At 63.4% G+C, this 19,554-nt stretch carries 21 protein-coding genes and 1 other annotated feature; of the genes, 12 read left to right on the forward strand and 9 right to left on the reverse strand.

Annotation, left to right across the window (positions count from 1 at the left end; translation table 11 throughout):
* Nucleotides 1–55 precede the first annotated feature (55 nt).
* From pabC to ABD847_RS00675, 5 genes are read left to right on the forward strand one after another with little or no spacing between them, the layout of a single operon-like run.
* A complete protein-coding gene (pabC, locus tag ABD847_RS00655) occupies nucleotides 56–874 on the forward strand; it encodes an aminodeoxychorismate lyase (RefSeq protein WP_345009036.1) in 819 nt (272 codons plus the stop codon).
* Nucleotides 858–1,865 carry an endolytic transglycosylase MltG gene (mltG, locus tag ABD847_RS00660; RefSeq protein ID WP_345009038.1) on the forward strand — a complete coding sequence of 336 codons (1,008 nt, stop codon included), beginning with the start codon at nucleotides 858–860 and terminating at the stop codon, nucleotides 1,863–1,865. The genes pabC and mltG overlap by 17 nt, the downstream gene beginning before the upstream one ends.
* Entirely contained in the window at nucleotides 1,862–2,494 is a 633-nt protein-coding gene (gene tmk, locus ABD847_RS00665; RefSeq protein ID WP_345009040.1) for a dTMP kinase, read from the forward strand. Before mltG ends, tmk begins: the two co-directional genes overlap by 4 nt.
* Nucleotides 2,479–3,432, forward strand: coding sequence for a DNA polymerase III subunit delta' (holB, locus tag ABD847_RS00670; protein WP_345009042.1), 954 nt, complete (start codon nucleotides 2,479–2,481; stop codon nucleotides 3,430–3,432). Before tmk ends, holB begins: the two co-directional genes overlap by 16 nt.
* Before the next feature lies 1 nt (nucleotide 3,433).
* Complete coding sequence (locus ABD847_RS00675; protein ID WP_345009044.1) at nucleotides 3,434–4,210, forward strand: TatD family hydrolase; 777 nt, start codon at nucleotides 3,434–3,436, stop codon at nucleotides 4,208–4,210.
* Between the two features lie 430 nt (nucleotides 4,211–4,640).
* Here the strand turns inward: ABD847_RS00675 and hisIE are convergent, their stop codons facing one another.
* From hisIE to hisG, 8 genes are read right to left on the reverse strand one after another with little or no spacing between them, the layout of a single operon-like run.
* Complete coding sequence (gene hisIE / locus ABD847_RS00680; RefSeq protein WP_345009047.1) at nucleotides 4,641–5,267, reverse strand: bifunctional phosphoribosyl-AMP cyclohydrolase/phosphoribosyl-ATP diphosphatase HisIE; 627 nt, start codon at nucleotides 5,265–5,267, stop codon at nucleotides 4,641–4,643.
* Entirely contained in the window at nucleotides 5,260–6,033 is a 774-nt protein-coding gene (gene hisF, locus ABD847_RS00685; protein WP_345009049.1) for an imidazole glycerol phosphate synthase subunit HisF, read from the reverse strand. Before hisF ends, hisIE begins: the two co-directional genes overlap by 8 nt.
* Nucleotides 6,015–6,752 (reverse strand): 1-(5-phosphoribosyl)-5-[(5-phosphoribosylamino)methylideneamino]imidazole-4-carboxamide isomerase, encoded by a 738-nt coding sequence (gene hisA, locus ABD847_RS00690; protein WP_345009051.1) that lies wholly within the window; start codon nucleotides 6,750–6,752, stop codon nucleotides 6,015–6,017. The genes hisF and hisA overlap by 19 nt, the downstream gene beginning before the upstream one ends.
* A gap of 9 nt (nucleotides 6,753–6,761) precedes the next feature.
* Nucleotides 6,762–7,373 (reverse strand): imidazole glycerol phosphate synthase subunit HisH, encoded by a 612-nt coding sequence (gene hisH, locus ABD847_RS00695; RefSeq protein ID WP_345009053.1) that lies wholly within the window; start codon nucleotides 7,371–7,373, stop codon nucleotides 6,762–6,764.
* Nucleotides 7,373–8,491 (reverse strand): bifunctional histidinol-phosphatase/imidazoleglycerol-phosphate dehydratase HisB, encoded by a 1,119-nt coding sequence (gene hisB, locus ABD847_RS00700; RefSeq protein ID WP_345009055.1) that lies wholly within the window; start codon nucleotides 8,489–8,491, stop codon nucleotides 7,373–7,375. The genes hisH and hisB overlap by 1 nt, the downstream gene beginning before the upstream one ends.
* Before the next feature lie 14 nt (nucleotides 8,492–8,505).
* The gene (gene hisC, locus ABD847_RS00705; protein WP_345009057.1) at nucleotides 8,506–9,576 is read right to left on the reverse strand and encodes a histidinol-phosphate transaminase; all 1,071 of its coding nucleotides are present in this window, start codon (nucleotides 9,574–9,576) and stop codon (nucleotides 8,506–8,508) included.
* A complete protein-coding gene (hisD, locus tag ABD847_RS00710) occupies nucleotides 9,573–10,877 on the reverse strand; it encodes a histidinol dehydrogenase (protein WP_345009059.1) in 1,305 nt (434 codons plus the stop codon). Before hisD ends, hisC begins: the two co-directional genes overlap by 4 nt.
* A 9-nt stretch (nucleotides 10,878–10,886) precedes the next feature.
* Nucleotides 10,887–11,783 carry an ATP phosphoribosyltransferase gene (gene hisG, locus ABD847_RS00715; protein WP_345009061.1) on the reverse strand — a complete coding sequence of 299 codons (897 nt, stop codon included), beginning with the start codon at nucleotides 11,781–11,783 and terminating at the stop codon, nucleotides 10,887–10,889.
* A 17-nt stretch (nucleotides 11,784–11,800) separates the two neighbouring features.
* Nucleotides 11,801–11,931: a sequence feature (His leader region), on the reverse strand.
* Between the two features lie 181 nt (nucleotides 11,932–12,112).
* Here hisG and ABD847_RS00720 point away from each other — a divergent pair.
* The 5 genes from ABD847_RS00720 to ABD847_RS00740 all read left to right on the forward strand — a co-directional run bounded on the left by ABD847_RS00720 (nucleotide 12,113) and on the right by ABD847_RS00740 (nucleotide 15,936).
* Complete coding sequence (locus ABD847_RS00720; protein ID WP_345009063.1) at nucleotides 12,113–12,391, forward strand: hypothetical protein; 279 nt, start codon at nucleotides 12,113–12,115, stop codon at nucleotides 12,389–12,391.
* A gap of 77 nt (nucleotides 12,392–12,468) precedes the next feature.
* Nucleotides 12,469–14,430 (forward strand): DNA repair helicase YoaA, encoded by a 1,962-nt coding sequence (yoaA, locus tag ABD847_RS00725; RefSeq protein WP_345009065.1) that lies wholly within the window; start codon nucleotides 12,469–12,471, stop codon nucleotides 14,428–14,430.
* Complete coding sequence (gene tsaB, locus ABD847_RS00730; protein ID WP_345009066.1) at nucleotides 14,402–15,115, forward strand: tRNA (adenosine(37)-N6)-threonylcarbamoyltransferase complex dimerization subunit type 1 TsaB; 714 nt, start codon at nucleotides 14,402–14,404, stop codon at nucleotides 15,113–15,115. The genes yoaA and tsaB overlap by 29 nt, the downstream gene beginning before the upstream one ends.
* 28 nt (nucleotides 15,116–15,143) lie before the next feature.
* A complete protein-coding gene (locus ABD847_RS00735) occupies nucleotides 15,144–15,431 on the forward strand; it encodes a hypothetical protein (protein ID WP_345009068.1) in 288 nt (95 codons plus the stop codon).
* Nucleotides 15,424–15,936 (forward strand): Slp family lipoprotein, encoded by a 513-nt coding sequence (locus ABD847_RS00740; RefSeq protein ID WP_345009070.1) that lies wholly within the window; start codon nucleotides 15,424–15,426, stop codon nucleotides 15,934–15,936. Before ABD847_RS00735 ends, ABD847_RS00740 begins: the two co-directional genes overlap by 8 nt.
* On the opposite strand, the gene ABD847_RS00745 is transcribed toward ABD847_RS00740, so the two are convergent.
* Nucleotides 15,933–16,286, reverse strand: a complete 354-nt coding sequence (locus ABD847_RS00745) for a DUF2956 domain-containing protein (protein ID WP_345009072.1) — start codon at nucleotides 16,284–16,286, stop codon at nucleotides 15,933–15,935. The two genes, ABD847_RS00740 and ABD847_RS00745, sit on opposite strands and share 4 nt — an antisense overlap.
* Nucleotides 16,287–16,553: 267 nt before the next feature.
* Here ABD847_RS00745 and apt point away from each other — a divergent pair, with 267 nt between their 5' ends.
* Both apt and dnaX read left to right on the forward strand, forming a co-directional pair.
* Complete coding sequence (gene apt, locus ABD847_RS00750; protein ID WP_345009074.1) at nucleotides 16,554–17,099, forward strand: adenine phosphoribosyltransferase; 546 nt, start codon at nucleotides 16,554–16,556, stop codon at nucleotides 17,097–17,099.
* Nucleotides 17,100–17,133: 34 nt separating this feature from the next.
* Nucleotides 17,134–19,545: a DNA polymerase III subunit gamma/tau gene (gene dnaX / locus ABD847_RS00755; protein ID WP_345009076.1), complete on the forward strand. Its 2,412-nt coding sequence runs from the start codon at nucleotides 17,134–17,136 to the stop codon at nucleotides 19,543–19,545.
* The last annotated feature ends 9 nt before the right edge of the window (nucleotides 19,546–19,554 follow it).

A 19,554-nucleotide genomic window follows, 5' to 3' on the forward strand; every position in this document is an offset into this window, starting at 1 on the left:
GGCTGAAATGTAAGAAGCCTGGTACCTGGTATCAGGCTTTTTTTATGGGTAAAACATGCTGCTGCTTGATGGTAACCATGTCGACGGTCTGTCTCCGGCCGACCGCGGGCTAACACTGGGAGATGGTTTTTTCAGCACCATGCGGGTGAGCAACGGCCAGATCTGTCTGCTTTCCTATCATCTGGCGCGTATCCGCAACTGCCTGGCCCGGCTGCAGTTTCCAGCCCTGGAGTGGGATGTCATGGTCACGGCCATGCAGGCGCGGGCATCCCGCCTGCAGGACGGTGTGCTGAAGATCATCGTCACCCGGGGGCAGGGGGGGCGTGGCTACAGCCCCTTGGGCTGCTCCAGGCCGACGGTGATCCTGAGCGAGTATGCCTATCCGGCGCATTATGATACTTGGCAGGCCCAGGGGATTGTGCTGGGCGAGATCGACCAACGTCTTGGCAATCAACCGCTGCTGGCGGGGCTCAAAACCCTGGGTCGTTTGGAGCAGGTGTTGTTTAAGGCGGAGTTAGAATCCCGGGGGCTGGCCGAGGCCCTGGTATGTGATACACAGGGTCACCTGGTGGAGGCTGTCACCGCCAATCTTTTCTGGCGCCAAGGGCAGTGCGTGTTTACCCCGGCCCTCACTCAGGCTGGCGTGGCCGGGGTGATGCGGGCCTGGTGCCTGGACCAACTGCAACGGTGGCAATGGGACGTCCAAGAGGTCAGTCAGACACCGGCGGCCTTGGTGCAGGCCGACGAGATTTGGCTCACCAATGCCTTGATGGGCCAGGTGCCCGTTGGTCAGTGGCGCGGTAGAAGCTACCCGGTAGATGGCGCTGTGTGTCGGCGTTTGCAGAAGAGTTATCACGATGAAGTTAAAGTATAAAGTTGTGCTGGTTATCAGCCTGTCGCTGCTGCTGTTGCTCAGTGGGCTGGCGGGCTGGAGCTACCTGCAATGGCAGCGGCTGGAGCAGATGAAGGTCGGTGATGTGCCGGCCCTGTTCAGTGTCAACAAGGGTGAGCGTGCCGGCCGCTTGGTCAGCCGCCTGGCCGCCAAGCCCACACCGGGTTGGGCCATCAGCCTCTGGCTCAAGACCCATCCCGAGCTGACGGCCATACGTAGCGGTACCTTTGCCCTGCAAACCGGCATGTCCCTCAAAGAGGCGCTGGCGCTGATCGTGGCGGGCAAGGAATATCTGCTCAACGTCACCCTGGTGGAAGGCCAGCGGCTGGCGGACTGGCGCAAGACGCTGGCGCAATTGCCCCATGGCGTCTCTACCCTGGCCGGCCTGGATGATACGGCCCTGGCCAAGGCGCTGGGTGCGGACCACGCCAGCGTCGAGGGGCTGCTGTTGCCGGAGACCTATGCCTACACGGTGGGCATGACGGATCTGGAGATACTCCAGCGTGCCTATCAGCACATGCAGGCGTTTGTTGCCAAGGCCTGGCAGACGCGCGCCGAGGGGCTGCCTTACAAGACGCCCTATGAGGCACTGATCCTGGCCTCCATCATCGAAAAAGAGACGGCCCAGGCCAGCGAGCGGCCCCTGATCGCCTCCGTGTTTGTCAATCGACTCAAACGCGGCATGAAGCTGCAGACCGACCCGACGGTGATCTACGGCATTGGCGATCGTTATGATGGCAATATCCGTCGGCGGGATCTGCAGGATGCCAACCCGTACAATACCTATGTCATCGATGGCCTGCCGCCCACCCCCATTGCCATGCCCAGTCGCCAGGCCATCGAGGCGGCGTTGCATCCGGCTGACAGTGACTACCTCTACTTTGTCGCCAAGGGGGAGGGCTGGCACCAGTTCTCCAAGACACTGAGCGAACATAATGCGGCGGTACGCCGTTACATCTTGGGACGCCAATGAGCCAGGGAAAATTTATCGTCATTGAGGGGCTCGAAGGCGCCGGCAAGAGCAGCGCCGTCGCCTATGTGGAAGCCTGGTTGCGCGCCCGTGGTATTCAAACCATAGAAAAGACCCGGGAGCCCGGCGGCACCCCGCTGGCCGAGCGGATGCGAACCCTGGTCAAGGAGGTGCATGATGAACCCTTGACCATGCAGGCCGAGCTGCTGCTGATGTATGCCGCCCGGGTGCAATTGGTGGAGAACCGCATCAAGCCGGCGCTGGCGGCCGGTCACTGGGTCATTGGCGATCGCCATGATCTCTCCTCCCAAGCCTATCAGGGCGGCGGCCGTGGCATCTCAGCGTCGCTCATCAGCCAGATCAAACAGGCGGTACTCGGGGACTTTGCCCCGGATCTGACTCTGTATCTGGACATAGATCCGGCCCTCGGCCTGGCACGGGCCAGCGCGCGGGGGGAGCTGGATCGTATTGAGCAGGAACAGCTGAGCTTCTTCGAGCGTACCCGGGCCCGTTATCAGCAGCTGGCCGCCGAGGATCCGCGGATCTTCACGGTGCAGGCACAGCTGACGCCTGAACAGGTACGGGCGCAAATCCATCAGATACTGGAGCAGCAGCTGTGTATCCCTGGCTGAGCCCCCATTGGCAGCAATTTTTACACGGCGCCCAGCAAGGCCGGCTGGCTCATGGCTGGCTGCTGTGTGGTGCCAGCGGGTCGGGCAAGGGCGAGCTGGCGCGGCGCTTTGCCAACCAGGTGTTATGCCAGTCCCCGAACCAGGGGGCGCCCTGTGGTCATTGTCACGCCTGCACCCTGCTGGCCCGCGGTCATCATCCGGATCTGCACCAGCCTGAGGTGTCCGGTCGCAGCCTGGGGGTTGATACCATACGGGAGCTCATCGGCCAGTTGAGCGTCAGCCCTCAGTTGGGGCGGGCCAAGGTGGCCATTTTGCCCCAGGCCCAGCGCATGACGGAGTCGGCGGCCAATGCGCTGCTCAAGACCCTCGAAGAGCCACCAGGGGCGGCTTACCTGTTTTTGCTGACCGATCAACCCAATGCGTTGCTGCCCACCATCGTCAGTCGCTGTCGGCGTCTGTTGGTTCAGCCAGACGAAGCCAGCGCCCTGGTCTGGCTTCGGCAGCAGCCGGCCGGGCAGGGCGCCTCGGCCATGCATCTGCGCCTGAATCAGGGGGCGCCGCTGGCCACGCTTGCCTATCTGGATGCGGGCCATGAGGCGCAGCGCCAGCAGCTGTGTCAGCTGCTGGCGGCCCTGGCCCAGAGCCCCTGGCGCCTGGGCGAGGTGCAAAAGCAGTTGGAAACTCTGCCACTGGGCCTGCACTGGCTGCAGCTATTGCTGCTTGATGCCCTCAAGCGTCAGCAGGGCCTTGCCCCGGCGGCGCTGGTGATGCAGGATTCCCGCCCCTTGCTGGACTGGCTTGCGGCCAAGCCGTCTACCCAGCTGCTGCGGCTGTTGCGTGGCTTGGGGCGCTTGCAGGAGGCACGGCAAAATCCGCTGTTCAATGTGTCGTTGGGCCTGTTGGACTGGCTCAACGATCTGCTTATTGAGGAGAAGTAACTTGCTGATCGACTCTCATTGCCACCTGGATCGCCTGGATTATGGCGGCAAGCATGTGGATGTGGCAGACGTTCTGGCGAAAGCCAAGGCCCGGGGCGTGTCGCACCTGCTCAGCGTCAGTGTGACCCTGGAGCATTTCCCGGCCATGCGTCAGCTGATCGAACCCTATCCCCAGGTGTTTGCCTCTTGCGGTGTGCATCCGCTGGATCAGGAAACCCCTTGGAGTCAGGCGCAGTTATTAAGCCTGGCCGACGACGCCAGGGTGGTGGCCATTGGCGAGACGGGGCTCGATTACTTTTATGGTCCCGAGCAGATACCCCAGCAGCAGGCGGCGTTTCGCCAGCATATTCAGGTGGCCCGGCAGCTCAACAAGCCGCTGATCGTCCATACCCGCGATGCCAAGGCCGATACCCTGCAGATCCTAAAGGAGGAGGGGGCCGAGGCGGTAGGGGGCGTGCTGCACTGCTTTACCGAAGATTGGGAGATGGCCCAGGCGGCCATGGCGTTGGGTTTTTATATCTCCATCTCCGGCATCGTTACCTTCCGCAACGCCGATGCCCTGCGGGAGGTCACCCGCAAGCTGCCGCTTGATCGTCTGCTCATAGAGACCGACTCCCCCTATCTGGCACCTGTGCCCCATCGCGGCCAGCAAAATGAGCCGGCCTACGTGCGGGATGTGGCCGAATACGTGGCCTGGTTGCGCAACATGCAGGTGTATGACCTGTGTGAGGCCACCAGTGCCAACTTCTTCCGGCTGTTTTCCTTGGCGCGCGCCTAAGGGCCAACCGACCTCGACGCGTCAGTCATTGTCTCGCGGCCCGGTGACGGGCCGCTGTCGTTAGTGTTGCTGCCGGGCGTGACTGAGCAGTTGCTGCAGCTGGAACAAGGCGGCATGGATGCGGGTCAGATTCTCATCCACCCGGGCCATCATGGCCTGATGTTGGCGGGTAAAGTTCATGGCGACCTCCTGGGTTGGCGTAAAAGCTGGCGCAGCAAAAACGAGGTACGACTCTGACTCTAAACCGCCTGAAAACGATTTCCGTGGTGAGTGTCACGCCATGAGGTCGAGGGTTAATTGAGGTTAAGATCTGTGAGGTTGCCCGCTGCTTGTTGGCGGCATTCAGAAAAAAACAGCGCCGCTGTGGCTAGCGGCGCTGGTGGTTGTGACAAAGGCCTCGGCGGCAGTTGTCTGAGCACAGACGCGTGCCTTATTTGGTCTGATGGCGCTCAGCCAGGCGGTTCACCACATCGGCCAGTTGCAGACCTTCGTTTTGCAGCAGCACCGTCAGGTGATAGAGCAGATCGGCAGATTCATTGATCAGCTCTTCGCGATCCTTGGCCATGGCGGCCAGGGCCACTTCCACCCCTTCTTCCCCCACCTTCTGGGCGATGCGCTTGGTGCCCTTGGCATACAGGCGCGCCGTGTAGCTGGTCTCGGGATCGGCACCCTTGCGGGCGGCCAGCAGCTGCTCCAGCTCGGCCAGGAAGGCCAGGGGCGGGCGCGGGTGGCCGTCGAAGCAGCTCACCGTGCCCTTGTGGCAGGTGGGGCCCACCGGCTCGGCGGCGATCAGCAGGCAGTCGCGGTCGCAGTCGGTGCTGATGGCCTTGAGGTTCAGAAAGTGCCCTGAGCTTTCGCCCTTGGTCCACAGCCGACCCTTGGTACGGCTGAAGAAGGTGACATGGCCGCTCTTGAGCGTCTCGGTGAGGGCCTCCTGGTTGAGGAAGCCCTGCATCAGCACCTCACCGGTCACCACGTCCTGGACGATGGCCGGCATCAGGCCATCTACCTTTTGCCAGTCCAGTTGGCTGGCATCAAATTGCAGTTGTTCAGTCACGGATCGCTACTCCTTGATCGCGCAGATAGGCTTTGAGCTCAGGGATGGGAATGATGCCCTTGTGGAACACGGAGGCCGCCAGGGCACCGTCCACGTCCGCCTGGCTGAAGGCGTCGTAAAAGTGTTGCATCTCGCCGGCACCGCCAGAGGCGATGAGCGGCACCTTGCACAGGCCGCGGATGAGCTTGAGCTGGTCCAGATCATAGCCCTTGCGCATGCCGTCCTGGTTCATCATGTTCAGCACGATTTCGCCGGCGCCGCGGCGTTGCACCTCTTGCACCCAGTCGGGGGTGGTCCACTGGGTGATGCGGGTGCGGCTCTCGTCGCCCGTGTACTGCTTGACCTGGTAGCAGCCGGTCTCGGCATCGAAATAGGAGTCGATACCCACCACCACGCACTGCACACCGAAGCGGTCCGCCAGGGCGGTGATCAGGCTGGGATCCGCCAGGGCGGGGGAGTTGATGGAGATCTTGTCGGCGCCGAATTCCAGGATGCGGCGGGCGTCTTCCACACTCTTGATGCCGCCGGCGACACAGAAGGGAATGTCGATCACCTCGGCCACCCGGCTCACCCAGCTCTTGTCCACCACCCGGGCGTCGGAGGAGGCGGTGATGTCGTAGAACACCAGTTCATCGGCGCCCTCTTCGGCGTAGCGCTTGGCCAGGGGCACTATGTCGCCCATCACCTCGTGGTTGCGAAACTGGATGCCCTTGACCACAACGCCATCCTTGACGTCCAGGCAGGGAATTATGCGTCTTGCCAGCATGCGATGGCCTCCTCCACGGTGAATTTTCCTTCCAGCAGGGAGCGGCCCAATATGATGCCGGCCACGCCGGAGCCTTTGAGGGCCTCGATATCGGCGATGCCGCCGATGCCGCCGGAGGCCTGGAAGGCCACCTGCGGGTAGGCCGCCGCCAGGCTGCGGTACAGCTCGACGTTGGAACCTTGCAAGGTGCCGTCACGGCTGATGTCGGTGCACAGGACGTGCTTCAGGCCCGCCGGCAGGAAGCGCTCGATGAGCTCCTCGATGGTGACACCGCTGTCCTGCTGCCAGCCTGCCACCGCGATGAGGCGGCGACCGTCGGCGGCGATGTTCACATCCAGGGCCAGCACGATGTGCTCGGCGCCGTATTTTTCCATCCAGCCCATCACCATCTGCGGATCCTTGACGGCGGTGGAGCCGATCACCACCCGGTTGGCACCGGCGTCCAGCAGGTCTTTCACGTCCTGCTCGGTACGCACGCCGCCGCCGATCTGCACCGGGGCCGGGGTGTGTTTCAGCAGATCACGGATGACGCTGAGCTGGCGCTTGGCGGCGTCTTTGGCGCCGTCGAGATCCACCAGGTGCAGCTGGGCGGCGCCCGCCGCCACATAGAGATCGAAACGCTCCTGGGCCGAGGCGCTGTATTCGGTCTTCTGGCCGTAGTCCCCCTGGTAGAGGCGCACCACCTTGCCGTTAATCAAATCAATTGCCGGTATGATCATGGCGTCCTCTTACATGTCCAGGAAGTTTTGAATGAGCCGCGCCCCCACCTTGCCGGAGCGTTCCGGGTGGAATTGGGCGCCGAAGAAGTTGTCCCGGCCCACCACGGCGGTGAAGGGACCACCGTAGTCACAGCGGGCCAGGGTGGCGTCCGTCACCTCCAGGGCATAGGAGTGGACGAAGTAGAAGTAGCTGCCGCTGGGGATGCCGGCAAACAGCGGATGGCTGCCGTCATGCTCCACCTGGTTCCAGCCCATGTGGGGCAGGCGCAGGTCGCCCACCTGCATCAGCTTCACCTTGCCCGGCACCACCCCCAGACAGGGGATGTCGGTCTCACCGCCCATGTGCTCCTCGGAGGCTTGGGCCAGCATCTGCATGCCCAGACAGAAACCCAGCAGCGGCTGCTTGGCGGCCCGCACCAGCTCGGTCAGGCCCCGCTCGTTGAGGTTGGCCATGGCGGCCTTGGCGGTGCCTACTCCCGGCAGGATCAGCTTGTCGGCAGCCTCGATGGTGGCGGCATCCCGGCTCACCTCGGCGTTCACGCCTAGGCGGGCGATGGCCATGCGTACCGAGGAGAGGTTGGCGCAGCCAGTGTCTATGATGACGACCTGTTGTTGTGCCATTAGAGAACTCCCTTGCTGGAGGGCAGCTCGGTGCCCTCGACCCGGATGGCCTGGCGCAGGGCCCGGCCGAAGCCCTTGAACAGCGCCTCCACCTGATGGTGGGTGTTGCCCGGGGTGACCGTCAGGTGCAGGGTGATGGCCATGGCATCGGACAGGGAGCGGAAGAAGTGGGGCACCATCTCGGTGGCCATCTCGCCCACAGTGTCCCGGCCGAAGTCGGCATCACAGCGGAACACGAAGAAGGGGCGGCCGGAGAGATCCAGCGCGGCCCGCACCTCTTGCTCCACCAGGGACTCGGGGAAGGCGTCGACCTTGGCCTGAACTTCGTCCATGGCCAGCACGAAGCCGAAGCGGCCGATCCCGCGCTTGTTGCCCAGGGCCTGCTTGAGGGCCTCGCCCAGGGCAAGACCCACGTCTTCCACCGTGTGGTGATCGTCGATGTGCAGATCGCCCTTCACCGCCAACTTGAGCTGGAAGCCGGCGTGGGTGGCGATCTGATCCAGCATGTGATCGAAGAAGCCGATGCCGGTGGCAATCTGGTTGCCACCCTGCTTGTCCAGATCCACCTTCACCTCGATCTGCGTCTCCTTGGTGTTGCGGATCACCTGGGCCTGGCGGCCATGGCCCAGCAGGCGGTCACGGATCTGAGTCCAGTTGCAAGTCTCTGGATTGTATTGAATTCCAGTGATGCCCATGTTCTCGGCCAGCTGGATGTCGGTGAGGCGATCGCCGATCACATAGCTGTTGGCGTGATCGATGCGGCCGCTCTGCAGCCAGGGCTTGACCAGTCCCAGCTTGGGCTTGCGACAGGTGCAGTCGTCGGTGGGGAAGTGCGGGCAGATCAGCACCTCTTCCCAGTGCACACCCTGCGATTCAAACAGGTGTATCATCAGGTCATGGGGCGGCTGAAAGTGCTCCAGCGGCAGGCTGTCGGTGCCCAGGCCATCCTGGTTGGTGACCATCACCAGCTTGAAGCCGGCGGCCTGCAGCTCACGCAGCACGGGGATCACCATGGGCTCGAAGCGCAGCTTGTCCAGCCGGTCTACCTGCTTGTCGGTGACGGGTTCCTCGATGAGGGTGCCATCCCGGTCGATAAAAAGTATGCGTTCCTTGTTCACTTTGACTCCTTGGCTTACAGGCGCTTGAGCACATCCAAGACGGCGGCCATTTCGGCCTCGTCACCTATGGTGATGCGCACGCAATTCTCCAGCATGGGCTTGCTGCCAAAATCCCGCAGTATGATGCCGGCGTCCACCATGGCGGCGAACAGGGCGCTGCCGCTGTCGAACCGCGCCAGCAGGAAGTTGCCGTGGTCATCGAACAGCGACTGCACGCAGGGCTGCTGGGCCAGTTCGGCCTTGAGTTCCGCCTTCAAGCGGTTGAGCCAGGCCACGCGGCTGCGCATGGTGTCCAGCCCTTCCGGGCTCAGGGCCTGGGCGGCGATCTGGGCCACGGGCTCCGGGATGGGATAGGGGGCGATCACCTTGAGCAGCAGATTGATCACCTCCGGATTGGCCAGGGTGAAGCCACAACGCAGGCCGGCCAGGGCGAAGCCCTTGGACAGGGTGCGCGTGATCACCAGATGCGGATAGTGACGGATCAAGTCCACCATGCTGGCCTCGGGGCAGAACTCTATGTAGGCCTCGTCTACCACCACTATGCTCTTGCCGGCGGTAGCCTCCAGGATGGGGATCAGCTTCTCCCGCGCCACCAGGGTGCCGGTGGGGTTGTTGGGGGAGCAGAAGAACAGCACCTTGATGGGTTTGCCGCGGGAGAGCTCCGCCAAAATGGCGGGCACGTCCGGCTGGAAGTCCGGCAGGGGCGGCAGGGTGCGCATGCCCACGCCACAGGTCTCGGCGCTGATGCTGTACATGCCGTAGGTGGGCGGGCAGAAGAGGATCTCTTCTTCGCCTGGCTCGCAGAAGGTGCGGATCAGCAGCTCGATGGCTTCATCAGAGCCACGGCTCACCAGTACCTGGTCGGCGGTGAGGCCGGCGTAGGCGGCATAACGGCGGATCACCTCCGGCGGCTGGCACTCGGGATAGCGATTGAGTCGGCTGCAATCGAGCTCGTACTGCTCGGCCTTGGGCGCCTCGTTGGCGTTCAAAAACACGTGGCCCTTGCCACCGATGCGGCGGGCGGACAGATAGGGGGTCAAAGCCTGCACCCGTTGGCAGGCCAGTTGGGTCAAGGTCTTGCTCATGCTGAAGGCTCCTGGGCGTTGATTTCTGCCATCCGCAGCACCACCGCCTGGCGGTGGGCATCCAAACCTTCGGCGTTGGCCATGGCAATGACGGTGTCCCCCAGGCCCTTGAGGCCCTCGGCGGAGAGCTCCTGCACAGTGTAGCGGCGCTGGTAATCCGCCAGCCCCAGGCTGGAGGCCGTTCTGGCATAACCGTAGGTGGGCAGGGTGTGGTTGGTACCGCTGGCGTAATCCCCGACGGACTCAGGGGTCCAGGCACCCAGGAAGATGGAGCCGGCGTTTTCGAGCCATGGCAGTAGCTCCCGCGGCGCGCTGGTTTGCACGATCAGGTGCTCAGGCGCGTACTCGTTGGAGATGATGCAGGCCTCCTTGATGTCGCCACACAGTATGGTGAGGCTCTCGGCCAGGGCCTTACGGGCGATGTCGGCGCGGGACAGGGTCTGCAGCTGACGTTCCACCGCCGCATCCACCGCCTTGGCCAGGGTGATGCTGGGGGTGACCAGCACCACCTGGGAGTCAGGGCCATGCTCGGCCTGGGAGAGCAGATCGGCGGCGACAAACTCCGGATTGGCGCTGTCATCGGCGATCACCAGCACCTCGGAGGGGCCGGCGGGCATATCGATGGCGGCACCACGCACATCCAGACTGACCTGACGCTTGGCCTCGGTGACCCAGGCGTTGCCAGGGCCGAAGATCTTGTCCACCTTCTGTACCGTCTGGGTGCCGTAGGCCATGGCGGCGATGGCCTGGGCACCACCCATGGTGTAGATCTCGCTCACGCCGCACAGGCGGGCGGCAAACAGTATCTCGTTGGCGATGGGGGGCGGGGAGCAGAGCACCACCTTGCGGCAGCCGGCCAGCTTGGCGGGCACCGCCAGCATCAGCACGGTACTCACCAGGGGCGCGCTGCCACCGGGCACATAGAGGCCGACCCGGCCGATGGCATGGGTGTGCAGCTCGCAGCGCACGCCGGGCTGGGTGTCCATCACCAGGGGCGCCATCTGCTGGGCGGCGTGGAAGCGGGCTATGTTGTCATAGGCATGACGGATGGCCTGCTGCATGGCCGGGGTGACCGCATCGGCCGCCGCGTCTATCTCGGCCTGAGTCAGGACTATCTTGCCATCGGGCACCTTGTCGAAGGCGGCCGTGTATTCCTTGAGGGCCTTGTCGCCTTCGCGGCGGATGTTGGTCAGGATGTTGAGCACGGTGGCGCTGATGTCGGCGGCCTGATTCATGGCCGGTCGGGTCAGCTGCGTGCGGCGATCCTGCGGGCTCAGTTCGGCCCAGTTGACGATACGCATGACGCCTCCTTACTCCATCATCTTCTCGATGGGCAACACCAGAATGGAGCTGGCACCCAGGTCCTTGAGCTTCTCCATGGTTTCCCAGAACAGGGTCTCGGTGGAAACCACGTGCATGGCCACGTGATTGGTGTCACCGGCCAGGTTCATGATGGTGGGGTTTTCGGCGCCGGGCATCAGGGCACTGATCTCGGCCAGCTTGTCCTTGGGGGCGTGCAGCATGATGTATTTGCTTTCGCGGGCTTGCAGCATGCCCTGCAGGCGGGGGATCAGGGTATCGATGATCTGCTGCTTGGCCGGATCCAACTCGTTGCAGGTCTGAATGAGCACCGCCTTGGACTGATAGATGATCTCCACTTCCTTGAGGCCGTTAGCCTCCAGGGTGGCACCTGAGCTCACCAGATCGCAGATGCCATCGGCCAGGCCGGCCCGCGGGGCCACTTCCACCGAGCCGGTCAGCAGCACCGGCTTGTATTTGACACCGCGCTCGGCCAGGTAACGGGTCAGCAGGTTGGGATAGGTGGTGGCGATGCGCTTGCCGTTGAGGCTGGCGACGCCTTCCCAGACCTGCTCCTGGGGCACGGCCAAGGAGAGACGGCATCCGCCGTAGTCCAGGCGTTGCAGCACCTTGTAGTCCACCGGCATCTCCATGCGGGCGCGCTCCAGCATGGTTTCTTCGAGCACGTTTTCGCCTACCACACCCAGGTCCACCACGCCGTCCATCACCAGGCCCGGGATGTCGTCATCCCGCACCCGCAGAATGTCGATGGGCATGTTTTCCACGTGGGCGATGAGGCGGTCTTCCCGCAGGTTGATCTTGAGGCCACAGCTCTTGAGCAGGGCTTGGGAGTCCTGGCTCAGGCGGCCAGATTTTTGCATCGCGATACGCAGGCGTTTGCTATCCATTTTTTGATCCTTGTTAAATGAAAAAACCCTCGGAAGTCGTGATCTTCCGAGGGTTTTGTAACTGTGGCTGGCGCCGCCTGGAAGTTCACTTTCGTGTCTTCCAGCAGTCACCCTCCTGAAAGACTATTCGGGATGATGGTGGTGATGATGAATAGTGTTCAGGAGCTGTGCTCGCATGGCGTCTAACCCTTTCCTTGTTCGATAGGCCCCAACGATACAGGGCTGGCAAAAAAATGCAAGCCAGTCGTGCTGCCCGGCAAATCCGTACGGAAATGCTCAAAGTTTGGTCAGCGCGGCCGATAATGAAGGTACAGCACAGGAGATACATCATGCCCAATCAGGATCTGCTCTTCAGCATACTGCCACGGGCACCCATCAAGCCCGGCAGCGGCGAGTTCAATAAGGACGTGGCGCATATCACGCCGGAGGCCAAGCTGCGTCACGTGGAGACCCATAGAGACCCGCAGGAGCGGGGGCCGCAGGATGAATATCATCCCGAACCCCATGCCCAGGAAGAGGAGGCCTCTGCTGTGCCAGACGACGTCGAGTCCGACACCGAAGTGAAAACCGATAAGGATGGCCAGGAGCACGTGGATCTCTATATCTAGTGGCCGATACGCGCTTTGCTTTGTCCTGCCCCCGCTTTTTCCTATAATCGCCCCCCTGTTGTCCCAAGGGATGTCCTGTGATCCGCGACTTTTTTAGTGCCGATGGCCCGTTGGCCCGTGCCTTGCCCGGTTTTTCTCCCCGAATCTCCCAGCTGCAGATGGCCGAGGCGGTGGCTCGGGCCATCGATCAGGCGGGCACCTTGCTGGTGGAGGCAGGCACCGGTACCGGCAAGACCTACGCCTATCTGGTGCCGGCCCTGGCGTCCGGCAAGCGGGTCATCATCAGCACCGGATCCAAGGCGCTACAGGAGCAGCTGTATAACCGGGATCTACCGCGCCTGCTCACTGCCATGGCCTACAGCCAGCCCATCGCCCTGCTAAAGGGGCGGGCCAACTATCTGTGTCACTATCGTCTGGATCAGCTGTTGCTTGAGGCTCGGGATCAGAGTGCCGAGGTGCTGGCGGATCTGGCGCGGGTCAAACAGTTTGCCATCGTCAGCAAGAGTGGCGATCTGGGGGAGCTCACCGGTCTCAAGGAGCAGGCGCCCATACTGCCCCTCATCACCAGCACCAATGACAACTGTCTGGGCCGGGAGTGCCCCCGTTACGAGGAGTGCTTCCTGGTCAAGGCGCGGCGGCGGGCCATGGAGGCCCAGCTGCTGGTGGTCAATCATCACCTGTTCTTCGCCGATCTGGTGGTCAAGGACACGGGATTTGCCGAGCTGATGCCCGAAGCCGATCTGTATGTGTTCGATGAGGCGCACCAACTGCCGGACATCGCCAGCGACTATTTCGGCGAGCGGCTGGCCAGTCGGCAGCTGATGGAGCTGGCCGACGAGATCAAGGCCGCCTATCGCAGCGAGGCACCGGACATGGCGCAGTTGGGGCGGTGCGCCGAGGCCCTATTGCTGGCGTGCCAGGATTGTCGCCTGGCCTTTGGGGTTGAAGGTGGTCGCGGCAATCTGCGGCAATGGCTGGCGGACCCCAACGCCCAGCGTCTGCTGGGCCGACTTAAAGACACGGTTCAGCTGGTGTATGAGGTGCTCAAGCTGGCGCTGGGGCGTGGTGAGCGGCTCGACCACTGCTTCGAACGCATGCTGGAGTATCAGGGCCGGCTGGAGCGGCTGACGGCGGTGGAAACCCTGGGGGCGGCCTACTGGTATGACACCAGCAAGCTGCACTTTAGCTTCAACCGCACGCCGCTGTCGGTGGCGGAGCGCTTCGCCCAGGAGGTGGTGAAGCCCGGCAGCAGTTGGGTGTTCACCTCGGCGACCCTCACGGTCAACCACGCCTTCGACCATTTTCGCCAGCAACTGGGTTTGGCCCAGGCCGAGGCCCTGCTGCTGGAGAGCCCCTTTGATTACGGCCGGCAATCCCTCTTGTGTGTGCCGCGCGGCTTGCCGGATACCGGTTACGCCCGCCGTGGCACCTTGCTGGCCGAGCGACTGTGGCCTGTGATCAACCAGGTGCCCGGCGGCATCTTCTTCTTGTGTACCAGTTACCAGAGCCTGCACCAGGTGGCGGAGGTGTTGCGCCGGGAGCTGGGGCGGACCGTGCTGGTGCAGGGGGAGGACAGCAAGCAGGGCTTGCTGCAGCGCTTCGTGGAGAACGGTCGCGCCGTGTTGGTGGCCACCAGCGCCTTCTGGGAAGGGGTGGACGTGCAGGGTGCGGCGCTGTCTTGCGTCATCATCGACAAGCTGCCCTTTGCCTCGCCGGATGATCCCCTGCTCAAGGCCCGCAGTGAAGATTGCCGGCTGCAGGGCCGTGATCCCTTTGGCGAGTTGCAGCTGCCCGAGGCGGTGATCGCCCTCAAGCAGGGAGTGGGGCGGCTCATCCGTGATGGTCAGGACAAGGGGGTACTGATCCTCTGCGATCCCCGGCTGGTGCAGCGCCCCTATGGTCAGGTGTTCCTTGGCAGCCTGCCGCCCATGCCCCGTAGCCGTGACTTGCAACGAATCGATGACTTTTGGCTGGCAAATCGTGACAATGCCAGCCCCCTTAGCCGTGAGAATGCCCATGACCCAGATACTGGCCATTGATACCGCCACCGAAGCCTGTTCCGCCGCCCTGTTGGTGGGGCAAACCACCCTGAGCCGTTATGAGGTGGCGCCCCAGGGCCACACCCGCCTCATTCTGCCCATGGTGGAGAGCCTGCTGGCCGAGGCCGGGGTGTCGCTTGCTCAGCTGGATGCCATCGCCTTTGGGCGAGGGCCGGGTTCTTTTACCGGGGTGCGCATCGGCGTGGGGATCGCTCAGGGACTGGCGCTGGGAGCGGACAAGCCCTTGATCGGCATCTCCAACCTGGCGGTACTGGCCCAGCGCTGTTGGCTGGACAGCCAGGCCGAGCAGGTGCTCTGTGCCATCGATGCCCGCATGGGTGAGGTCTATTTTGGCGCCTATCGCCGGATGGGGGAGACCATGGTGCTGCAAGGGGACGAGGCGGTGTTGCCTCCCGAGGTGGCGGTACGGCAGGGGTTGGCCAACCTGGCCGCCGGCAGTGGCGGCTGGCTTGGGGCCGGCACGGGTTGGGCCGCCTATGCCGAGGCGCTGAGTCCCTTGCGCAACCAACTGACGGGCCTGGGGGCCGAGCTGCCGGACGCTGCGGCCATGCTGCCGCTGGCTAGCTTGGCCTGGCAGCAGGGATTGGCCTGTGAGGCCGCGTTGGCACAGCCCGTCTATTTACGTGACAAGGTGACTTGGAAAAAACTGCCGGGCCGTGAATAATTAGCCCGAGCAGTGATCAGGAGTGACCATGGCGCTAGCGGCCACCGACTTTCATACCTCGGCACTTATTAGCCCCACCGGCCTGGATGCCGGGCGCAGTGCTACCCAGGCGCCCCAGGTTCAGGCGGCGACCGGTGCTACGACCAACCCTGGGATCCTGCAAGTGGATCCCGATGCGGTGGCCGCCGCCGCCCGTCTGCGCTATGACCAGCCCTCCGGCCGCGAGAGCCGTGCCGTGGCCGCGTATCAGACGGTGGCGCGTCAGGAGCGCCGTGAGCAGTTGCAATCCCTCATTCAGGTTGATCTCTATGCCTAAGTCGTGGCTGATCCTGTTAGCGCTGGTGTGGCTGACCGGCTGTGTGTCCGTCCCCGATGAGCTTAGCTATGAACCAGAAAGCGCCTTGCTGCCCTATTCGACTGTGAGTCAACATCCTGACTCGGCCAAGGGCCAGCCGGTACGCTGGAGCGGTGTGATTGCCGCCACCCGGGTCCTGGCGGAGCAGACCGAGCTGGAAGTGGTGCTCTTGCCACTCAAGGCCAACGGCGTGCCGCAACAGCAAGAAAAATCTGAGGGCCGTTTTCTGGCCCACCTGCCAGGCTTGCTGGATCCCAGCCTCTATGCCCCGGGCCGCAGTGTCACCGTGCTGGGGACCATCGCCGGGACTGTGAATGGCAAGATAGGTGAGCAGTCCTATCGCTTCGTGCTGGTGGCGGGGTCGGCCCACAAGCTTTGGCCACAGGTCAAGGATGTGGAGGTGCGTTACGTCAACGGCTGTTTTGAGCCGCTGTGGCTGTCGCCCAGACCCCGGCCCTTGCCTTAGCGGCCCAGTGCCAGGTGCACGGCAAACAATAACCAGCTGACGATCAATAGGCTCCAGGGCAACCAGCTGGTGCTACGGGGCTGAGCCTGCGACGCAGGGCTGTTGTCCAGCTCCGGCGCCTCCTCAGTCGGCTCGATAGCCGCGTTGCTTAGTCGCTTCTTGGCTTTGTCCCGCTCCCGCGCCTTGGCCTTTTGTTGTCGCTTGTACTCTTCGATGCCTTTTTGAATACCCTGGGCTATCAGGCGGGTCTGCTCCTTGGTCTGGCCGGGTTTTTGCGTGGCCCGAGCGATACGCTCGGCTTCGGCCTGGGATTCGGGGGAGGGCGGTTGCGGTTTATCGTATCTGGGCATAGGGCATCCTTGTTTTGGCTTGTTCAGTATGCCAAATACTCCGCCTGGCTCTCCAGCACGGTCTGCCGGTTTACGGAGATAGGTCATTGAAAAATCAATCGTCGCTTCATTGGAGTCTGGCGAGCCGTGTCGGGTCTCCCTTTTCTGCGCCAAGGGTTGCATTGGCCAAGACCATTGATAAGCTATGGCGGCAAAACGTGACTGAGCCTCACCGACGTCTTGCGACGTCTGGTCGGGCTCTTTGTTTTTATGTTACACGGTGCTGTTATGAACGCTGAAACCCTTGCCTACCTCGAGTCCTGCATCAAGACCATTCCCGATTATCCCAAGCCTGGGATACTGTTTCGGGACATCACCAGCCTGGTGGAGCACCCCGAGGCCTTTAAAACGACCATAGATCTGCTGGTTGAGCAGTATCGCGATTGCAAATTGGACAAGGTGGTGGGCACGGAGGCCCGGGGCTTTATCTTTGGTGCGCCGGTGGCCGCGGCCCTGGGCTTGGGCTTTGTGCCGGTGCGCAAGCCCGGCAAGCTGCCCCGCGAGGTGATCGAGGAGAGTTACGAGCTGGAGTACGGGCAGGATTGCCTGCAGATCCATGTGGATGCCATTGAACCCGGCGAACGGGTGCTGGTCATCGATGATCTGCTGGCCACCGGCGGCACCGTCGAGGCGGCGGTCAAGCTGGTGCGCCGTCTGGGCGGCGTGGTGGACGATGCCGCCTTTGTCATCTCCTTGCCCGCTCTGGGGGGCGAGGCGCGCCTGACCCGGATGGGGGTCAAGGTGCTGAGCATGGTGCAGTTTGACGGCGAGTAAGGTCGGCGTCAGAGAGAGGGAGCAGGCATAAGCCATGGCATATCAGGTACTGGCCAGAAAATGGCGGCCACGCAACTTTCACGAGATGGTGGGGCAGCAGCATGTGCTGACCGCCCTGACCCACGCCCTGGATCAGGGGCGGTTGCACCATGCTTATCTGCTCAGTGGTACCCGGGGGGTGGGCAAGACCACCATAGCCCGCATCCTGGCCAAGTGTCTCAACTGTGAAACCGGCATCAGCAGCCAGCCCTGTGGTCAGTGCGACAGCTGCCGGGAGATCGAACAGGGCAACTTCGTCGATCTGCTGGAAATTGATGCCGCCTCCCGCACCAAGGTGGAGGATACCCGGGAGCTGCTGGACAACGTCCAGTACCGCCCGGCCCGTGGTCGCTTCAAGGTGTACCTCATCGATGAGGTGCACATGCTCTCCCGCCACAGCTTCAATGCCCTGCTCAAGACCCTGGAGGAGCCGCCGCCGTACGTGAAGTTCGTGCTGGCCACCACGGATCCCCAGAAGCTGCCCATTACCATCCTCTCCCGCTGCTTGCAGTTTCATCTCAAGTCACTGAGTCGTGAGCAGATAGTGTCCCAGCTGGCACACATTCTGGAGGCGGAGGGGCAGCCCTTCGAGCCAGCGGCCCTGCCGCTGCTGGCCAAGGCCGCCGATGGCAGCATGCGGGATGCCCTGAGCCTCACGGATCAAGCATTGGCCTATGGCAATGGCCAGGTACACCGCGACCAGGTGCTCAGCATGCTGGGTACCCTGGATCAGCGTCATCTTCATGGCTTGCTGCACCATCTGGCAGACGGCGACGGCGCGGCCATGCTGGCCAAGATCGCCGAGATCTGCAGCCTGGGGCCCGACTTCGACCAGCTGCATGCCGAGCTGGCCGGCCTGCTGCACCGCATTGCCCTGACCCAGTTACTGGGCAGCTCACCCGATACCCTGGCCAGCGATGGCGCCGAGGTGCAGCAGCTGGCGGCTCGCCTGGCGCCACAGGATGTGCAGCTGTACTACCAGATGGCGCTCACCGGTCGCAAGGAGCTGCCCTTCGCCCCCGATGGCCGGGCGGGTCTGGAAATGAGCCTGCTGCGCATGCTGGCCTTTGCTCCTGCCAGCGTTGAGACGGCTTCAGCGCCTCAGGTGCCGCAGCGCAGTGGCCCCCTGCACGCCGAGGCGGTCCCGTCATCGCGCGGCTCGCTCGGTTCGACTTCCAACCTGAGTGCGCCGTCAGTGGCGCTCGCCCATGAACCCGCTGTGCTCGACAGCGTGGCGGAAGAGGTTCAGGTGCTACAGCCGCTGATCGACGAGCAGGCACAGCTTGAGGCCGAGGCGGATCGCTGGCGGCAGGAGAGGGTGCCGACACCCTCATCCCTCACCACAACCATGGTCTCTGAACCGGCTGTCGCCAGCACAACACCTGAGGTGGTGAGCACCTCACCAGACGGTGCCGCGCCGTCACCGAGTGGGTTTGCCAATGCCCCATTGCCTGAGGCGGCAGCCAAACCGGAGGAGGCGGGCCAGACGAGCGGCAGCGATGGGCTGGCCAAGATGCTGCAGCTGCGTAACCGACTGCGCAGCCAGCGTCAGGGCGAGGCTGCCGAGCCAAGTCCGCAGCCCCGCGATACGCCGCGTGTGGCCTTGTCACAGCCGGATCCTGTGACGCGGCCCGCTCCGGTGCGTGGCCCGGCGACCCCGGCCGAGACCGCCGTTGATGGGACGACGGCGAGGGCAGAACGCGGCGCCCCGGTGGCACAGTCTAAACCGCAGACGACACCCGCCAGTGGGTTGGAACCGCCCCCCTGGGACGATATTCCCCTCAGTGCCTACGAGGATCTGGTGAGTCAGGGGGAGCCCGAGTCGGCCGCCCCGGCGAGCACGCCGCAGGAGCCGTCACCCCCAAAGCCTGAGGGGCCGCGACAGGCCCCGATGTCACCCGCTTCACTGTCACCACCGCCAGCCAAGACATTCACGTCGGCACCAACTCAGGCCCCGCCGGCGGTGAATGAGGCGGACGGCGAGGCTGGCGAGCTGTGGCAGAGCGATGATCTGCTGCGGGACTGCGGCGATCCTTGGGCCGAGCTGATGGTGGCGGCCGGTATCCGGGGCCGCTTGCGCCAGCTGTGCCTGAACGCCAGCTGCGACATGAGCGGCCAGCCTTGGCGCCTGCTGCTCTCGCCGGAGCACAGGCACCTGGTGAGCGAGCGGGCCATCCAGGAGCTGGCTAGCCAGCTGGGCGCTCACCTGGGCCAGCCGGTGCAGCTGCAGGTCAATCTGGCGGGGCCGGAGCGGCCCACACCGCTGCACATTGAGCGGCAGCGTTACGCGGCGCTGCACCATCAGGCGGAGCAGGCCCTGGCGGCGGATCCCCATGTGCAATTTATGATTGAGCGCTTTGGCGCCGAGCTGGATGCTGATAGTATCCAGCCACTCAAATCCTGTTAACGGCCCCTG

It is taken from the genome of Pseudaeromonas paramecii, from assembly GCF_039540575.1.
GTDB lineage: Bacteria > Pseudomonadota > Gammaproteobacteria > Enterobacterales > Aeromonadaceae > Pseudaeromonas > Pseudaeromonas paramecii.